The sequence below is a fragment of the Paeniglutamicibacter sp. NPDC091659 genome (genome assembly GCF_044756805.1).
GTDB lineage: Bacteria > Actinomycetota > Actinomycetes > Actinomycetales > Micrococcaceae > Paeniglutamicibacter.
This window is the reverse complement of sequence record NZ_JBIVTO010000007.1, coordinates 93,173-110,801: the sequence shown is the minus strand read 5'-3', so window position 1 is coordinate 110,801 and position 17,629 is coordinate 93,173. Positions and strand designations below refer to the sequence as shown.

Sequence of the window (17,629 nt, the reverse complement as noted above, 5' to 3'; positions counted from 1 at the left end):
GCCGGGGTGTCGCCCCGGAACGGGTGTTAGTCGATGACCTCGCCGGTCATCGGCTCGCCGTTGTTGGCGGGCTTCATCATGTCGCGGGCATTGGCCGCGGTGATCTCGATGGTTTCAAGGGCACGGTCCACCATGCCGGCGGCTTCCTCGCCGGCCTGGCCACGGTAGTCGTTCACGACCTTGGTCTGGACCTGGATGATCTTGAAGGAGTGGTCAAGCTTCAGGTCGCGGTTGCGGGTGCCCTCGTCGATGACCACTGGGGCCGGCTGGGAACCGTTTCCGCGAGAGGCCGCGGCGGCCGTCGCCGCCTTGAGCTGCTCGGACATCTTCCTGGCACCGCGCTTGAGGCCGAAGACCAGGAATGCGGAAAGCAGAAGCCAGCCGAGGGAGATCACCACGACAAACCAGCCGATGACGTCGTTCTGGTTCGCTGCAAAGACAACCGCCACCAGAAAGACGGTGACCATGACGGCCAGGGAAAGGGTGGAGGCGTTGATGGTGATTTTCTTGCCCTGCGCTGGGGCCGAGCTGCTACCGAGGGGTTCCATGCTTCCATTCTCTCAAACCCGTAGCGACCGGATCTAATCCGAGTATGAATTACGCTTGTTAGCTTAATTGCTTCGACCCTAGATTGAACCCGATTACGTGTAGTTGGGGCCGGGGTGCGGGATGCCGCACCATGATCAATTTGGGGACAACGCATGAAACACTCGTCGGGTTTTTCAAACAATGTACGCAGCGATTATTCTCGCCCGAGGCAAGGGGTTGGGGCTCGTTCAGCCACCCACCCACATTCCCGACGATGGTGGGCGTTGGTGTGTTCGCTGGCGATGGTCGCGGTGACCCTCACCGCCCCGAGTTCGGTTGCGGCCGATCCCTGCGCGCCCGGGGCCAACAAGATTGTCTGCGAAAACAGCAAGCCCGGGACCGACCCCTCCGAATGGGACATCCAGGGTGCCGGTGACGCCAGCATCCAGGGGTTCGCCACGGACATCAGCGTCAACGTGGGCCAGAAGATCGATTTCAAGATCGACACCAACGCCGGCGCCTACACCATCGACATCTACCGCACGGGCTGGTACCAGGGTCTGGGCGCCCGCAAGGTGGCATCGGTGTCGCCGAGCGCGACGCTCCCCCAGACGCAACCTGCCTGCCGCAATGACGTGGCCACCGAACTGGTCGATTGCGGCAACTGGGGCGTCTCGGCAAGCTGGAACGTGCCTGCGGACGCCGTCTCCGGCGTGTACGTGGCCAAACTGTATCGGGCCGACAGGGACGATACGAGCCACATCACGTTCATCGTCCGCGACGATTCCAGCCATTCGGACATCCTGTTCCAGACCTCGGATCCCACGTGGCATGCGTACAACACGTATGGAGGATCGGACTTTTACCAGGGTGCAGCCAACGGCCGCGCATACAAGCTCAGCTACAACCGCCCCTTCAAGACCCGCGGCGGCATCGAGGCCCGTGATTTCTACTTCGGCAACGAGTACCCCCTGGTGCGCTTCATGGAGCGCAACGGCTACGACGTGAGCTACTTCAGCGGAGTCGATACCGACCGCCGAGGCAACCTGATGACCAACCACAAGGTGGCGTTGTCTGTCGGGCACGACGAGTACTGGTCGGGAAACCAATGGAAGAACTTTGAAAGGGCCCGCGATGCAGGCGTGAACCTGCAGTTCCTTTCCGGCAACGAGGCCTACTGGCGGACCCGCTACGAGGCTTCCACCACGGATGGAACCGCCTACCGCACCATGGTCAGCTACAAGGAAACCTGGGCCAACGCCAAGATCGATCCCAGCAGCGAATGGACCGGGACTACCCGTGATCCACGTTTCGCGCCCGTCAGCGCAGGTGCAGGGCTCCCCGAAAACTCGCTCACGGGAACGCTGTACATGGTCAACAACGGCGACTTGCCCGTGACCGTCAGCTCCCAAGAGGGAAAGAGCCGGCTGTGGCGCAACACCCCGCTGACCGGCTTGGCCAACGGCACCACTAGGGCACTGGCCCCACACACTGTGGGTTACGAGTCGGACGAGGCGCTGGACAACGGCTTCCGGCCGGCAGGCCAAATCTTCCTCTCCACCACGACGGGAGCGGTCCCCCAGTACCTGCAGGATTTCGGCAGCACCGTTGGCCCCGGCACCACGAACCACCACTTGAGTTTGTACAAGGCGGCAAGCGGGGCCCTGGTGTTTTCCGCAGGAACTATCCAGTGGACCTGGGGCCTAGACCAAACCCACGACGGCGACGGCGCCCCGGCCGACCCCATCATGCAGCAGGCCCAAGTGAACCTGTTCGCGGACATGGGAGCCCAGCCGGCAACGCTCATGAACGGGCTCGTCCCGGCCACCCAGTCTGCCGACACCACCGCCCCAAGCGTCAACATTTCGACCCCGCCACCGGCTGCACCGAAGAACGGCAAGAAGTACACCGTTACCGGAACCGCTGTCGATGCAGGCGGCGGAGTCGTGGCTGGCGTGGAATACTCCACCGATGCCGGCGCCCACTGGCGTCCGGCACAAGGCACCACAAGCTGGACCTTCAGCTACGTGCAACAGGGCATGGGTACCCAATCGCTCCTGGTGCGAGCCATCGATGACAGCGCAAACTACCCGTCCACCGCGACGGTTGTCCCGTTGAACGTCGCCGGGTCCTACAGCGTCTTCGGCGAAAACACGCCGGCCACGGCGGACTCGGGAGACGGGTCCTCCGTGGAATTGGGGCTCAGGTTCACCCCCTCGAGCAACGGATTCATTACCGGCGTTCGTTTCTACAAGAGCACTGCAAACACAGGAACCCATACCGGGTCCCTGTGGTCAAAGAACGGCCAGAAACTGGCAACCGTGACGTTCGCCGGCGAGACGGCAAGCGGCTGGCAGGAGGCAAAGTTCGGCACGCCGGTGGAGGTGGCTTCGGGCACCGAATACGTGGTTTCCTACTCGACGGCCAAGGGACACTACGCCGCGCAAGCCTACGCCTGGGCCTACTCGGGCATTGCCGCGGACCCGCTGCATGTCGCCGGCGGATTCGGTTCCGACCCGGCCGGCGTCTACGACACCAACGGGAACATGCCAACCAGCAGTTTTGAACAGGGTAACTACTACGTCGACGCGCTCTTTGAATCCCAAGACGCGTCGGCGCTCAACGCCTACGGCCAGACACCACTCAACACGGCAACCAGTGTTCCCCTGAACACTGCGATTTCCGCAACGCTGTCCAAGCCGGTGACGGCCTCCAGCGTCCAGATCACGCTCAAGACCCAGGCCGGCGTCTCGGTCGCCGGCACTACCAGCTACGTGGACAGCACCCGCAAGGCCACGTTCACCCCGGCTACGTCGCTGATGAACGACACAAGTTACACGGCAAAGATCGTCGCCACCGATGCGCTCGGCAACCCCGTCGCCTCGGGATCAACGTGGTCGTTCACCACCGTGAAACCCGATGCGGTGCCGGATGCTTGTCCATGCAGCCTGTACCAGGATTCGACATTGCCAACCATCGACCTGATTGACGATGCAACGGATCTGACCTTGGGAATGCGTTTTGCCGTCAAGACGGCCGGCACGGTCGATGGCGTCAAGTTCTACAAGGCGGCCGGCAACAACGGGTCACACACCGGGAAACTTTTCTCCTCGACCGGCGCGCTTCTGGCATCTGTCACGTTTGCCGGTGAAAGCGCCTCGGGATGGCAGTACGCAAAGTTCAGTTCGCCCGTGACCATCGCCGCAAACACCGAGTACACGGTTGCCTACACGACACCCGGTACCTACTCGACAACACCAGGCGGACTTGGCGATGGGCTGAGCGTGGGGCCCATCAACACCTACTTCAATTCGGGCTCCTATACGTATTCCCTGGGATTCCCGAACAACAACACCAGCAGCAGCTACCTGGTGGATATTTCATTCACTCCAAGTGCTGCCACGGCCATCACTCTCACTTCCCGTACGCCGGCATCCGGCGCGGCGGATGTGAGCGCGTCAACGACTGTCAGCGCATCGTTCAGCCAGCCATTGGCGTCCGGAACCACCTTCACCGTGAAGGATGGCGCAACGACCATTGCCGGCACCGTCAGCACTTCATCCGACGCAAAGACGCTGACGTTTACGCCGACGGCTGCGCTGCCGGCGGGAAAGACCCTCACGGTAGAGGTGAAGGGCATTCGTTCGGCACAGGGTGCGGCGTTGGCCGACCAGTCCTGGACGTTCAGCACTTTGCGACTGGACGGGGCCGCTTCAACGTTCCTCGGGAACGGCGTTCCCGCTTCCTTGGACCCGTCCGACAATGCTTCGGTTGAGCTTGGGTTGCGTTTGAAGACCACCAAGGACATCGATGTTTCGGCCATCCGCTTCTACAAGGGAAGCCTCAACACCGGCACGCATACGGGATCGCTCTGGAGTGAAACCGGCACGTTGCTGGGCACCGTCACCTTCACCAATGAAAGCGCCACCGGTTGGCAGACGGCTACCTTGGCCGCCCCGGTCCGCATCAATGCCAATACGACCTTCATCGTTTCGTACCTGGCACCAAATGGTGGCTACGGCTTCACCTCGGGTGATTTCGCCAATCCACGTACTGTCGGCCCGCTCAGCACGGTAGGCAGCAATGGCCTGTACGTCTACGGAGCAGGAAACGTGGTCCCCTCGAATACCTGGGGGAACACCAACTACTTCGTGGACTTGGTCTTCGGCGAAGTAACCACGGTTTCGCCGACGCCGACGCCAACACCTACGCCGACTCCAACCCCGACACCAACGCCCACTCCAACCCCGACTCCAACACCGACACCAACCCCGACTCCAACACCGACCCCGACTCCAACACCGACGAACCTCTTCGGTTCCACGCTTCCGCTGCTCGCGGATTCATTGGACGGCAGATCTGTTGAAGTTGGACTCCGGTTCAGCACCACGGTGCCGATCAAGGCCGTGGGTGTGAGGTTCTACAAGGCAAGCACCAACACGGGAACCCACAAGGGGACCATCTGGAACTCCTCCGGGAAAGCTGTGGGGACTGTGACATTCACCGGCGAAACGACCAGCGGGTGGCAAAGCGCAAACTTCGCGACTCCCTTGAATTTGGCGCCCGGGACCTACACGGTTTCCTACCTGGCACCCAAGGGGCACGTTTCCACCACAGCGTTGTACTTCCTCAGTTCGTTTACGGACGGGGTGGTCACCGCTTCCACGAGCAATGGCCGCTACAGGTACGGTTCGGGTGGCACCATGCCCACCTCGACGCGGCTGAACACCAACTACTTCGTGGACCTGATCTACACGAAATAGCTGGCGGCCGACAACGTAAGTCTCCGCACGCGGTTCAACGCCAACCGGCGTTGAACCGCCACTGAAGATTCATGAGTTCTAGCGGCCGTTGCGACACCCGAAGCTTGGGGTGTCGCAACGGCCGCTAGATTTTTGCCCCAAAGCGGCGCTGCATCAAGCCCGGTGCCCGCTTCTGCCGAGTCCGTGGCGGCCTTGACGCATTGCTCATCCTGGTGGGCGGGCGGCACAGTCCTGCTGGCCCTCGGTTTACGGACAGCCCGGAGCACACGGCCATGTTTCGAGACGGGGCATGGGCGACGCAGCATGCAAACCATTCACGAGCGCATATGAATCCGTAGCATCAGTCGCTGGCGGCTGTATCCCCCGTGGATCGTTTGGGCCGCGTGGCATCAATCCAAGCCTCCTGCCTCTTCAACGTCGGCAGGTAGGCGAGCGCGTCAGGACAGGTCGAATTTGCACCAGCGGTGGTCGTCCGCGGCTTCATAGGCGATTCGAGGCCATGGCGGCGCAGCATAGCGACTGGAACGGGTCAGCGCTGGACCGACGGCGACCACGCGTGTTCGATGAACAGTTGCGGGGATGCGCCGGCTTCGAGTTTCATGGAGAAGATGTCGGCATCACCCGGGTTGTCGGTGCGCGGCTGGCCAAAGAGCAAGGTCGAGGAATCCAACCACTCGAGCTGGTCGTCGAAGCCCGACTCCAGCGGGTAGATTTGCTCGGTTCCCTTGGCAATGTCCAGAACGGCGATGTCCCAGTGCGCAGGCTGCGAATCGGCCCGGCGTTTCTTGTAGGCGATCAGCTTGCCGTTGGGTGAAATGGACGGGCATTCTGCGTTTTCGCCCACGGCAACCATCGTCCGATCCGCCAGCGATCCACGCATGAGCCAGGTTTGTTTTCCGGAGGCCGCCGTCGCATAGAACGTGTTGCCGTCCTTTGCGAAGGTGACTCCCCAGACGTTTCGGTCTTCTGCCGTGAGTACCTGGTCGCCGATCTTGATCGTGAAGTCCTGCAGGTTTCCGTAGTCCTTGCCCCCGGGCGTCGCGATGGTGGTCCGGGTGGAGAAGCCGACTTGTTCGTAGGATTCCCCCGTGATGAATGCCGTCACGCCGACCATGCCGGTGGCCGAGACGCGGGTCCTGCTGGGTTCCCCGGGGAGGGTGCCGGCAGCAAGACGCTGGCCACCGATGCCGTAGGCGGCGGAGCCGTAGCTGGTGTCCATGCCGCGGGTCACGCTCAGGCAGGAAAGCATTCCTCCGGTTCGGTAGACCCGGTCGCAGGACAGCCCCGTGGTCGTCCGCTGCCCCCGCGGGCCGTCCAAAGGCACCCATGCCACCTTGCCGTAGTCCCCGGTGGCCCGGGTGTCCCTGAAGACCACCGCATCGACCAAGGGAATTTGCACTATCCCGGCGGGGATCTCCTGCGCCGCTGCGGCAGGTTCCTGGTTGCGTTGCGCGAACCCCGCAAACGCGGTCACGGCCAAGGCAACGGCCGCGAAAACCGCAGTCAGCACCAAGACTGCAAGGACAAGGGACTGCTTGCGTTTCGCCACGTTATTCTCCAACGACGAAGCTGCCGAAGACCGCCACGACCGTTGCGCCGGTTGCCGCGGTGCGAACCGTAGCAACGACGGTGTCTTTGCCGAAGCCGATGGTGATCTTCGCGGCTCCGTCGGCGGCGGTGCCGCGTGTGGCCAGCCAGCCCTGTTTGGCGGCCGCGGACTCGTAGAACGCCAAGACCTTTTCCGTGCTCATGGAGGTCCGGAAATTCGCCGCCGCCTGGACGTTGCGTTTCTGGGTGCCGACCGACGAGTCAACGATGTGCGCGCCCTCGGGGATCGGCAAGGCGCCCTTCGGGAATCCCGGAGTGAGCTTGCCCTTGGCCGTGCCTTCCTTGGGTGTCTTCCCCGAGATGACTGGAGCACGCTCGACGGATTTGGGCAGGGTGGTCACGCTTGCCTTCGGACTGGCGGGCACCTCGAGCCGTGGCTTTTCAATGGCCGAGGCCGAGGGGCCCACTGCCGAAGGCTTGTCCGTTTTGGTTGGCGCTGCTGCGGAGCCATCGACGGAAGTCGAGGACGCTGGCAACGCTCCCGGGTCAGGCGAAACGTCATCGGCAGGAGTCGATTCGCCGTCCGCTTGGCCTTGGCTCGCCGCGGCAACACCGCTGGCCGCCGATACCGGTGACGGCGAGCGCGCGGCGAGGTTGAAGGCAACGGCCGCACCCACCATGAAAACAATGACGCCAATAGCCCACAGCAACAGCTTTTTGTTCAGCACTTTTCCCCCAGATCAGCCGCAGATGTTCTGCCACGGCCCCCATGCCTGACGATCACTGGGTTCAGCGTACAACGTGGCCTTGGGGCAGGCCATGCTTTTGGGAAAGTGGGTGCCTACTCAGTGGGAATGCATCTCAGAAGCCGATTCAAACAGGCGTTGTGCGATTGCGTGAGGCCCGAGGCTCATTGGTCCGGGGACGATCCTGGCCCGGCGGTATGCAGGCAGCAGTCCGATCGCGAGTAGTGCCCCGGTGGTTCCCAGCATCATCCGGGACTGCGCGTCGGGCATCGGTTGCATTCGACGTCACGCCCTTTAGAGGACGCCGGTGTGCCGCCCTTGGCTTTGGCGCGGAGAAGCAGCACGATAAAGGGGTGTTAGCCACTACTTTCTTGCGTTCGCCCGGCAGGTCGACGTCTTGGGGAAGAATCCAGCTGGAGGACCTGACCCCGGCGCTGAGCTATGCCGGGCTCACATGGCTGTTGCATGCACTGGCCTTGGCCGGTTCCAACACCTGGGGGTTGCGTGACTACGCCCAGTGGTGGCCCGTGCCGTTGGCCATTGGGTGCCTAGCAATTTTCCTGCGGCGGCGGCACGTTCCACTCTTTGCGGCGATAATTGCGGTATCCGGCATAGCGCTGTTGTTGGTCGGGAGCATCGGAGGTTTCTTCCTGCTCTTTGAGGCGGTCTTCACCCTGGTGCTGCTGGCCGGTCCCCGGCTCTCGCGAATTGCCGAACACGGCGCATTGGTGCTGACAGGCCTGCTGGTGGTGGTCATGTACTTTGTCACGGGTTCCGCCGCCATCAGCGTGACGCTCGGCTTGGTGGTGGGCATGACCCTGCTGATGCCTGCGGAGTGGGCGGGCAACGTCCGCAAGTCCCGCGAGCTGGTGGCAAGCGAAGCGCAAACCGCCGCGGCTGTTGCCGAGGCCGCGGCCGCGCGCGCCAAGGTCCAGGCCGCCGAACACGACCTGGCGCTGGCGGCAGAACGCACCACGATGGCCCGCGAGGTCCACGACGCACTCTCGGCACGGCTCGCGGCCATCGCCCTGCAAAGCGGCGCGGCGCTGAACGCACCCCATGACAAGGTGCTCAATGCCCGTGCCATGTCGGAGATCAGGGTGCAGAGCGTGAAGGGTATCGAGGAGCTGAACACGATGATCCGGATGCTGCATCTCGGGACGCCGCTGGCCCCAACGGAGACACTGGCCGATGTGCCGGCGCTCATCGCGACATATACCGGAACCGGGCTGCGCGTGAAGTACCTCAACGAACTCGCCGATGCAGGATCGGGCTTGCCCGCCGTGCTGCAGGCCGCGCTTTACCGGGCCGTCAACGAATCGCTGACCAATTTCGCCAAACACGCACCCCAAGGAGAACTGGAGTTGCTCTTGGCGATGCACGGGCAGTCGGTGCAGTTCACTTCAGCCAATCCCCTAGGTAACCGCACCGGCAGCGAGGTAGAACCCGCCGCGCAGCCGACCACGGGCACCGGCTTGCGAGGCCTGCATGCGCGCAGTAGGGAACTGGGTGGGTCTTTCCAAGCGGGAGTCAAGGCAGGTCGTTTTGCACTGAACATGCTCCTGCCGCTGGGCAACCCCTGAAACCGAGCGAATCCTGGCGGCAAGTCACCGAGAGTCGTTTGTCCAAGGTGCTAGTGATGATCCGTGATTCACGGGTCATCAGAAAGCTGGACGGCGCTCCCAGGCTACAGGCGAAGCAAGTGGCCCACGTTTAGGACGTGGGCGTCAGACAACAGAGTGGCGGTCCTGTCCCGGAACGCTTACCAGCTGACCAAGCAGAATGGGTGGCGCTGCGGATCCAGATAGACCCTGTAGGTCTTGGAACCGGCCGCCATCGATGTTGCACCCAGCGCCAGGACCTCCGTTTCGGCCAGGTCCAGATCCTTGACCTTCACGTCGATGTGGGCTTGTTGCGGGTGCAGGTGGCCCGGCCATTCGGGTGCCACATACGGTTCTACACGCTGGAATGCAATCGCCGGGCGATCGGGCGCATCGCCGATACTCACCCAGTCGTCATCGTTTGTCACCCGGACCATGCCCAGCAGCTGTTCGTAAAAGCTGGCCAGCGCATCAGGATTTTCGCAGTCCATGACCAGTGCCTGCCAAGAGCCAATCATTTTCATGCGCCCCTTCGGTTCGGCGCGGGCACTCGGTTGAGCCCGTCCCCCACCCAGTATGCCCCGGCTCGCAAACCACTACTAGTGCCGCGGTGCATCGAAAGAATAACGACGCATCAGGGAGCAATGCAAGCGTGTTTCCTGCCGGCTGACCTGCACCGGACGGAACTATTCTCTGGAAACACAGGAGGATGGTCGCTGCTGTCGCCCGATCCACGCCTCTCCAGTTGCCAGCGTCGCCATCCCTTTCCAAGACCCGGTAGCGGGCGTGGCCGATAGCCCTGTGTTTGCACTTGGGATTTCCCGAGGATATAAACATGCAAACAAGAGATGCATCTTCATCGCGCAGACATCGGCATCCATGACCAGGGCCGGCCATTCGTGGATTGCTTCGCGACAGGGTGCCCTAGATACCGGCCGAGGTCTGAAATTGAACCAACGGTGGAAACCCGGTGCAGGTTTCCAAAATCGCCGGGTTCGACAGTATCGGCCGCACTCGGAATCTGTCCCCGGATGTTGGGCTGCAAGGGTTGAATGTCATCGGCGGTCAAAGACAGCAGTGGACCGAAGCCAGTGCCTCGTCAAGGCGCGTGGGTCGCGTAAGTTCGAACACGGTGTCTTCGCCGACACGAAACCAATTCAGGCGAAAACAGGTTCCGGGGTATGTCCATGTTTCGCATGCACTACCGCCACTCGGGTCGGGTCATGGCGAACGACCCGGTAGTCCGTGTTCGCCAACGCATATTCCAGGACCTGCTGGAGCCTAGGAAAACCCGCATTCGCTGCGGTAAACCCGCTGATGGAGCTTTTCAATTGCATCCCCAGCCGATTGAGTTGCAACCCATCGGCTCCCATTCCCTGGACGTCCTTGCCAAGCTCCCCCACAGTGAATTGCCTGCGAACCGCTTCCAGAAGAAATTCAGGAGACGGCGGCTTAATAGGATCAATATTTGTCGGTGTGGGAAACGCTGTCTTCTTGGTTATTGCTGGTTGGGTTACAACTGCAGATTTCGCAACGGCGCTAGTCTGTACAACGTCAAGGCCGAAGTGCTTTTTCAGAAATGCGCCCAATGTCTTGGAGCCGCATTTCTTGTAGTTCAGCTTTGGATGCTCATTTTTGAGCTTCGGTCCCAGTGCAGCGGTATTCACCTTGTTGGCGACGACAAGCTCCGGATGTTGCTTGAGAATCCCTCGGATTGAATCGCGCAATTCGGCAACGTCCGCAGCTGCCTTTGACTGCACAACCGGCTGAGTCTTCTTGGTCTTGATGGCAGGTGCGACATTGGCCGCTACATCGCAACTTGCCTTGGATACAGGCACATGTTGTGTCTGCGGCGCCACTGAAACGTCGGTAACCGCAATCTGGTGGTATTCGTCTGCGACCGATTTGAGCAATGCGTTGACGATTCCAGAGTTCGGGGTATTTGTGGATGCGACGATTACGTACTTGTTGAGGGCATGAAGCCGCCGAATGAGCGGGATAAACCCACCATCACCACTGACAATTACAAACACTTCAACCCATGGCGCTTCGTGGGCAACTGATAAGACATCAACGCACAATTCGATGTCTGCTGCGTTCTTGATGTTGTTGTCAAATGCGAACACTTGGACCGGCTCAATGCCGTGCTCAAGAATCTCTCGCTGGAAATCTGCCATGCTTGGCCGCCCCCAATGCGCATAGGCACGCACCAGTGCAGTTTTCGAGCCTGGTCCAGTTTGTCTCACGATGTGTTCAATCGCTATGACAAGTTCGCCCAGCTTCAGTTGGCTCTTTCCGCCAGGACAGGTCCCGACAAGGTTTTCCATATCAAGAAACACCGCGACGCTACGCTGCAATGGTGTGGCATCCCCCATGCCATTGACTCCTTCTTCACGCTTGGCATATGTCGGAACCACTTTCCCCAAGGTCCCACACGTGCGATTTGACGTTCGCTTCATCTTTGCAGAGAACCTCTGAAAAATCCCCCATCTTGATGAACATATTCTCTGTTCTCTCCGGCTCACATGAAGGCGTTACTTCGAGGCAAGATTCGTGGAGTGACAGCACTCTTCCACTGGTTCAGCCCTGGGAGTGCAAGGTGCAGGCCGGCCACCCATGAGCGGGAGTGCGGTAGGCAGCTTTGCTTGACGCGATCTTGGAAGTACTAACCACTGCTGCTACAGGTGCTGTCATCGAAGGCCAGGTTCTCCGTTAACAGGTACCTGCGCGAAACCGGGTATTCGACACCAAAGAAGCGCGAGGGCCGGCTGCCGAAGTTCTAGCCTGACGGTCCGAAATCCCTGAGTCCGTGCTGCGTTGCTACCCACAGCACCCAGCCATCGATGCTTGCTAGCAAGCAATAATCAGGTCTTTTCAATCCAAAATAATTGCCGGAAAATAAAATCAAAACGGCTCTTTACACACACATTTTTCTCTCCTAGACTCCAAATCAGATGCTGGCGGTTGGGGAACCGCAGGGGGGCTGCCAAGTAGCAGTAGGCATCGGATGGGGTCAAGTTCCTGGGGGCCACTTCATTCCTTCATAATTTCTCATCAAGATAATTTCGCTGGGGGGCGACAATTGTTGCACCTTCTTGATTCGCAGAAAATGGAGTAAGAAAATGAACACTTTGTTCGCAAACATCTACCTTGCACTTCAGACCGTCGGCAGCAAGCTGCGCCGCGAAGAGCAGGGGGCAACGGCCGTTGAGTACGGCATCATGGTGGCTGGCATCGCCGTCGTAATCATCGCGGCAGTCTTTGCCCTGGGTGGCAGGGTCGACACGCTGTTCGACGGCATCACCCTCGCCCCTCCGGCCCCATAAGGGGAATCTAGTGCTGTAGCCGGCAGCGGCATTTGGCCATTGGTGTTGGGTGGTTCGCTTTGATCGAAGCCACCCAACACCAATGCAGCACTTTTGGCATCGTTTCTCACTGGGGGAGTAGCATGCGCAGGCGCAAAGAAAACCAGCAAGGCTCAGCGGCGATCGAATTTGCCATTATATTGCCACTCTTATTGACATTATTGCTTGGAATAATTGAATTTGGATATCTCTTCAACCAGCAGATATCTCTAACCCAGGCCGCTCGTGAGGGCGCCCGCGAGTATGCACTACATCATGGCGAGACGGGCTTCAGTCTAAACGCTACGGTACAGAATGCGGCACCCGCGTTGGGGCCAGTCACGGCAACCGCATTGCCAGCGACAAGCTGCCCAGCCGGCACCACGGCAATCATTACGGTATCTCGGTCGTATTCTTCGCTCACCGGATGGTTTGATTTTCTCAGCACCACAAACCTGCAAGGCAAAGGGGCTATGCGATGTGGCGGGTGATCAAAAATTCCAGGCCACCCCTGCGTTCCAGTGAGCAAGGCGCGTCTAGCATCATCGTCGCCATCATGATGGTGGTTTTGCTTGGCTTTGCTGCCATTTCCATCGACGTTGGAAAGCTCTATTGGGAAAAGGCGCAACTTCAAAATGGCGCTGACGCTGGGGCACTAGCCCTCGCGTCGATTTGCGGTAAGAATGAAGCGGACCCCCAATGCACTGGGGTTTCCAGCATCGCACCGCAGCTGGCCAACAAGAATGCCAACGATGCCAGTTCTCTGGTTCCTGCGGTCCTACTGGATAAAGCAGGTAACAAAGTCACAGTCGAAACCGCCGCCGCCGAAACCGGGTCACCTGCTAATACGGTCTCCACCTGGTTTGCAAGGATCTTGGACCCAAAATTTTCCAGCGTCGAAGTCGGCGCCAGAGCAACCGCCGTCTGGGGGCCACCGGGCAAACTCAGTACCAAGTTTCCTTTGGCTTTTTCGCAGTGCGAAATTGACTCTTCGCCAACATTCGATGGCCAGCTTCAATTCTTGATGAGTCATGGCGTCGGCGACACGACAGCATCCGATGCTTGCCACAGCACCTCATCGGGACACGAGATTCCGGGCGGTTTCGGGTGGTTGACACAGGAGCCGGCAGCAAGTTGTTCCCTGGATACCTTTATTGGTGGTTGGGAATTAACGGATACCGGAAACAACTTCAAGGCTGGTTGCGAGGTTGTCTTGGCCGAGTGGAAAGCCGCCCTAAAAGCAGGAGAACAGGTAATCGTACTCTTGCCCGTATTCGACGATGTGAAGGGAACGGGGGCAGGCGGACAGTTCAAGATTCACGCCTACGCGGCCATAGATATCCGTGGTTGGCATTTCAAGAATGGTGACGATCTGTTGGATTTCCAGCTTCCCGAAGCGGCCAAGGTAATCAAGGATGGCGGCTACAAGAACTCTGACCTGGGGTTTGTGGGCAAGTTCATCAGGTACGTATTTGACGATGAAGATGCCGAATACGGAGGCGGTGGCAAGGACTACGGGGCAGGCATCATTCAGCTAGTCGACTAGAAACACTTCACTGCCACGATGGCTTGCCCATCGCCAAATCAATCCGAAAATAATGTCTGGGGGCATTTCATGAAAACACGGCTGCTGGGGGGCATTGCCGCACTTGTGCTGGCAATTGTCGGTGCCGTACTTCTATACACCTATGTCAGTGCGGCCGACGCGCGAGCGCAGGCTTCGTTGAATCCGGTTCAGGTACTTGTCGCAACAAAAAACGTACCGGCCGGGACACCCGTCAAGGAATTGGGGCAGTCCTTGACAACCAAACAGCTACCGGCCGCGGCCGTAGCCAGCGAAGCTGTCGCTTCACTCAAAGATCTGGATGGCAAGGTGTTGGCGCAGGACATGGTCTCTGGCGAACAGCTATTGTCTGCCAAACTGGTCACCACCGACTCACTGCTTACCCCCGGAACCATTGCCGTTCCGAAAGGCATGCAAGAAGTGACAGTCCTGCTCGAGCCGGCACGCGTCGTGGGATCCATGCTGAGGGCCGGAGACACCGTTGGCGTTTTCGGCAATTACACGGTCAAGGACAAGAACAATATGGATGCCGAAGAGGAAAAAGTTACGAAACTTCTCTACGACAAAGTACTAGTCACGGCCATTCAGGTGGCTGCCCAGGAACAGACTTCGACCAGCAAGGACGTGGCGGCGTTGCCGTCGGGTTCAGCCTACGTGACATTTGGTGTCGATTCACTGCAGGCAGCAAACATCATTCACAGCCAAGAATTCGGAAGCATTTGGCTGACCAAGCAGGGCGACGACACACCTGCCGGCAACAAGACTCCGATCACCATTAATGAGGTACTCAAATGAGCCGCTTTCTGGTACTTACCGATCTTCCGGACTTTGAAAAAGTCGCCCAGCTGGCGATTCATGGCTCGCTGCCGGGCAATCTGCAGCGAATACCAGCAGCCGCGGCCCAACTCGCTCCGGAGGAGCTGCTCACGCGAAGCCTTGGAGAACCAACAGACGTGTTGTTGCTTGGCCCCGACGTCAATAGAAGCACCGCTTTGGACCTGGCCACGGCCATGGACCTGTTGCACCCCGATATCTCGGTGGTGCTGACTGCGCCGGCAGACTCCGAACTGGTTATGGCCGCCATGCGCGCGGGCATCCGTGACATTGCCGATCCGGGTTCCGAACCAGGGCAACTGCGCGTTCTCCTAGAACGAAACTGCCTGACCACCGACAGCCGTCGCCGTCAATCCGGTGAGGGCAGGTCAGATCGCCAACGCGGACGCGTCATAGCCGTCATGTCGCCCAAAGGCGGAGTGGGAAAAACCACGGTCGCCACAAACCTAGCCGTCGGATTGTCCAGGTTTGCGCCCATGGGAGTGGTGATCCTGGATCTCGACCTGCAATTCGGGGACGTAGCCAGCGCCCTTAACTTGGAGCCCGAACACACGATCACCGATGCGGTCTTTGGTGCAGCTGCGCAAGATTCCATGGTCCTCAAGGCATACCTCAGCGTAGGAGCGTCCGGAGTCTATGCACTATGCGGACCCAAGAACCCGGCGGATGCCGACCTCATCACCGCGGAGCAGGTCGCCATCCTTGTAAGCCAACTGGCGGCCGAGTTTCAGTACGTCGTTTTGGATACGGCCCCTGGACTCGGTGAACATCTACTTGCTGCACTTGAAATGGCTACGGACGCAGTATGGGTCTGTGGCATGGATGTACCCAGCATTCGGGGTATGAATAACGGGCTTGCCGTCCTGCATGAGTTGCAGCTGGTTCCCGAGGGACGTCACGTGGTGTTGAACTTTGCCGACAAACGCAATGGCTTGACCGTTCAAGACATCGAGCTCTCCATCGGATTGCCCGTTGATGCCGTCATCCCGGTTTCTCGCTCGGTATCGCTGAGCACCAACAAGGGTGTTCCGCTGCTGTCCGAGAAAACCAGGGGGCCTGCATGGCGCAATCTGGACAAGTTTGCGCGACGATTCGATCCGGGTTCGAAGGACGCGCTGCGTAAGAGCATGCACCGTAGGGAAGTGCTCCAGTGAACCTCTCGGACCGGCTCAATGCCGTACGAAACGAAGTCAACCAGCCGGCAAGCCCCGTACTTCCTGCGTCGGAGGATGCATTCACTATCGATGACCTTCCAACGGCAGAAGCCGCGTGGGACGAAGCCGGATCTTTTATTGACCCGGTGGTCGAACCTGAATCAACCGATACCATCAAACCGAACAGCATGTCAGCTCGGATGAGTGGCTCTACTACTGTGCAGACCCAGCAACGCAACAACGTTGACGGTTTGGCGGCCCTGAAATCGCGTGCGGGGGAAGAGCTGTTCAAGCGCCTTGGATCGCGCATCACGGATCCGTCAATGACTGAAGAGGCTCTCCGCAAGATGGCCCGCGAAGAACTCAGCCAGGTCATTGACGCGGAAAACGTTCCGCTCTCCCCCGAAGAACGCCGTCGACTAATTCGGGACATCGGCGACGAAGTCCTGGGTATGGGCCCACTTCAGCGACTTTTGGATGACCCGGAAGTCACTGAAATCATGGTGAACCACTTCCAGCAGATCTATGTTGAACGCAAAGGTCAACTAGAATTGGTGGATGCCAGGTTCAGTTCCGAAGATCAACTGCGGCGAGTCATTGAGCGCATCGTTTCCCGGGTCGGACGTCGAATCGACGAATCCTCGCCGCTCGTTGATGCGCGGTTGGAGGACGGTAGCCGTGTCAATGCGATCATTCCGCCACTTGCGGTCAACGGGCCCAGCCTGACCATTCGAAAGTTCGGACAGGTCCCGTTGACGGTCCGCAATCTCATTGATCTGGGAACCCTCAGCACGGATATGGCGCACTTGCTCGATGCATGCGTCAAGGCCCGGCTGAACATCATTGTTTCCGGCGGCACCGGCACCGGAAAGACCACGCTGCTCAATGTGCTCTCCGGGTTCATTCCCGACAACGAACGCATTGTCACCATCGAGGATGCCGTGGAGCTCCAACTCCAGCAGGACCACGTGGTTCGTCTGGAAAGCCGTCCCGCGAACATCGAGGGGAAGGGCGCTGTGGCGATTCGCGACCTCGTCAGGAACTCCCTGCGCATGCGCCCGGACCGCATCGTCGTCGGCGAGGTCCGTGGCGGCGAGGCACTGGACATGCTCCAAGCGATGAATACCGGCCACGACGGTTCTGTCTCCACTGTCCACGCCAATTCGCCACGGGACGCCATAGCGCGATTGGAAACGCTTGTGCTCATGGCGGGTATGGAGCTGCCGCTTCGCGCCATTCGCGAGCAGGTGAGCTCGGCCGTTGACCTGATCGTGCAGCTCACACGGTTGCGTGATGGTACCCGACGGGTTACGCACATCACTGAGGTCCAGGGCATGGAGGGAGATGTCGTCACTCTCCAGGATGCATTTGTCTTCGACTACAGCGCCGGAGTCGATTCCAACGGAAGGTTCCTCGGGAAGCCTATCCCCACCGGGGTGCGTCCCCGGTTTATAGAACATTTCCACAACGTCGGTATAGCTGTTCCAGCGGGCATATTCGGGTCCATGCCTACCGGCGGAACCGACGCAGGCAGAGGGAGGCGGTAG

Annotated in this window: 13 protein-coding genes; 8 read left to right on the top strand and 5 right to left on the bottom strand. The window is 59.8% G+C overall.

The features are described 5' to 3' along the window. Positions 1-26: 26 nt before the first annotated feature. On the bottom strand, positions 27-548 hold the full coding sequence (locus tag ACIQLF_RS14000) for a hypothetical protein (protein ID WP_400299456.1): 522 nt from the start codon (positions 546-548) through the stop codon (positions 27-29). Positions 549-815: 267 nt separating this feature from the next. Here ACIQLF_RS14000 and ACIQLF_RS13995 point away from each other — a divergent pair, with 267 nt between their 5' ends. Continuing rightward, complete coding sequence (locus ACIQLF_RS13995; RefSeq protein WP_400299453.1) at positions 816-5,291, top strand: DUF4082 domain-containing protein; 4,476 nt, start codon at positions 816-818, stop codon at positions 5,289-5,291. Between the two features lie 529 nt (positions 5,292-5,820). On the opposite strand, the gene ACIQLF_RS13990 is transcribed toward ACIQLF_RS13995, so the two are convergent. After that, positions 5,821-6,840 (bottom strand): hypothetical protein, encoded by a 1,020-nt coding sequence (locus tag ACIQLF_RS13990; protein WP_400299450.1) that lies wholly within the window; start codon positions 6,838-6,840, stop codon positions 5,821-5,823. A gap of 1 nt (position 6,841) precedes the next feature. Continuing rightward, a complete protein-coding gene (locus ACIQLF_RS13985) occupies positions 6,842-7,567 on the bottom strand; it encodes a hypothetical protein (RefSeq protein ID WP_400299447.1) in 726 nt (241 codons plus the stop codon). Between the two features lie 371 nt (positions 7,568-7,938). Between ACIQLF_RS13985 and ACIQLF_RS13980 the strand changes: the two genes are divergently transcribed. Beyond that, positions 7,939-9,168 (top strand): sensor histidine kinase, encoded by a 1,230-nt coding sequence (locus ACIQLF_RS13980; RefSeq protein ID WP_400299444.1) that lies wholly within the window; start codon positions 7,939-7,941, stop codon positions 9,166-9,168. 179 nt (positions 9,169-9,347) lie between these two features. Here the strand turns inward: ACIQLF_RS13980 and ACIQLF_RS13975 are convergent, their stop codons facing one another. Next, the gene (locus ACIQLF_RS13975) at positions 9,348-9,710 is read right to left on the bottom strand and encodes a VOC family protein (protein ID WP_400299441.1); all 363 of its coding nucleotides are present in this window, start codon (positions 9,708-9,710) and stop codon (positions 9,348-9,350) included. Between the two features lie 633 nt (positions 9,711-10,343). Continuing rightward, positions 10,344-11,561 (bottom strand): NYN domain-containing protein, encoded by a 1,218-nt coding sequence (locus ACIQLF_RS13970; protein ID WP_400299439.1) that lies wholly within the window; start codon positions 11,559-11,561, stop codon positions 10,344-10,346. 747 nt (positions 11,562-12,308) lie between these two features. Between ACIQLF_RS13970 and ACIQLF_RS13965 the strand changes: the two genes are divergently transcribed. The 6 genes from ACIQLF_RS13965 to ACIQLF_RS13940 all read left to right on the top strand — a co-directional run bounded on the left by ACIQLF_RS13965 (position 12,309) and on the right by ACIQLF_RS13940 (position 17,629). Beyond that, entirely contained in the window at positions 12,309-12,512 is a 204-nt protein-coding gene (locus ACIQLF_RS13965) for a Flp family type IVb pilin (RefSeq protein ID WP_400299437.1), read from the top strand. 59 nt (positions 12,513-12,571) lie between these two features. After that, the gene (locus ACIQLF_RS13960) at positions 12,572-13,021 is read left to right on the top strand and encodes a TadE/TadG family type IV pilus assembly protein (protein WP_400299434.1); all 450 of its coding nucleotides are present in this window, start codon (positions 12,572-12,574) and stop codon (positions 13,019-13,021) included. Further along, positions 13,009-14,076, top strand: a complete 1,068-nt coding sequence (locus tag ACIQLF_RS13955) for a pilus assembly protein TadG-related protein (protein WP_400299432.1) — start codon at positions 13,009-13,011, stop codon at positions 14,074-14,076. The genes ACIQLF_RS13960 and ACIQLF_RS13955 overlap by 13 nt, the downstream gene beginning before the upstream one ends. 69 nt (positions 14,077-14,145) lie before the next feature. After that, complete coding sequence (gene cpaB, locus ACIQLF_RS13950; protein ID WP_400299430.1) at positions 14,146-14,889, top strand: Flp pilus assembly protein CpaB; 744 nt, start codon at positions 14,146-14,148, stop codon at positions 14,887-14,889. Next, complete coding sequence (locus ACIQLF_RS13945; RefSeq protein WP_400299428.1) at positions 14,886-16,082, top strand: CpaE family protein; 1,197 nt, start codon at positions 14,886-14,888, stop codon at positions 16,080-16,082. The genes cpaB and ACIQLF_RS13945 overlap by 4 nt, the downstream gene beginning before the upstream one ends. Before the next feature lie 200 nt (positions 16,083-16,282). Further along, entirely contained in the window at positions 16,283-17,629 is a 1,347-nt protein-coding gene (locus ACIQLF_RS13940) for a CpaF family protein (protein WP_400299831.1), read from the top strand.

Excerpts from the sequence above, each read along its gene's own strand:
- ACIQLF_RS14000 (WP_400299456.1), bottom strand. The coding sequence starts at position 548 with ATGGAACCCCTCGGTAGCAGCTCGGCCCCAGCGCAGGGCAAGAAAATC.
- ACIQLF_RS13975 (WP_400299441.1), bottom strand. The coding sequence starts at position 9,710 with ATGAAAATGATTGGCTCTTGGCAGGCACTGGTCATGGACTGCGAAAAT.
- ACIQLF_RS13970 (WP_400299439.1), bottom strand. The coding sequence starts at position 11,561 with ATGGGGGATGCCACACCATTGCAGCGTAGCGTCGCGGTGTTTCTTGAT.
- ACIQLF_RS13965 (WP_400299437.1), top strand. The coding sequence starts at position 12,309 with ATGAACACTTTGTTCGCAAACATCTACCTTGCACTTCAGACCGTCGGC.
- ACIQLF_RS13955 (WP_400299432.1), top strand. The coding sequence starts at position 13,009 with ATGTGGCGGGTGATCAAAAATTCCAGGCCACCCCTGCGTTCCAGTGAG.
- cpaB (WP_400299430.1), top strand. The coding sequence starts at position 14,146 with ATGAAAACACGGCTGCTGGGGGGCATTGCCGCACTTGTGCTGGCAATT.
- ACIQLF_RS13945 (WP_400299428.1), top strand. The coding sequence starts at position 14,886 with ATGAGCCGCTTTCTGGTACTTACCGATCTTCCGGACTTTGAAAAAGTC.
- ACIQLF_RS13940 (WP_400299831.1), top strand. The coding sequence starts at position 16,283 with ATGAGTGGCTCTACTACTGTGCAGACCCAGCAACGCAACAACGTTGAC.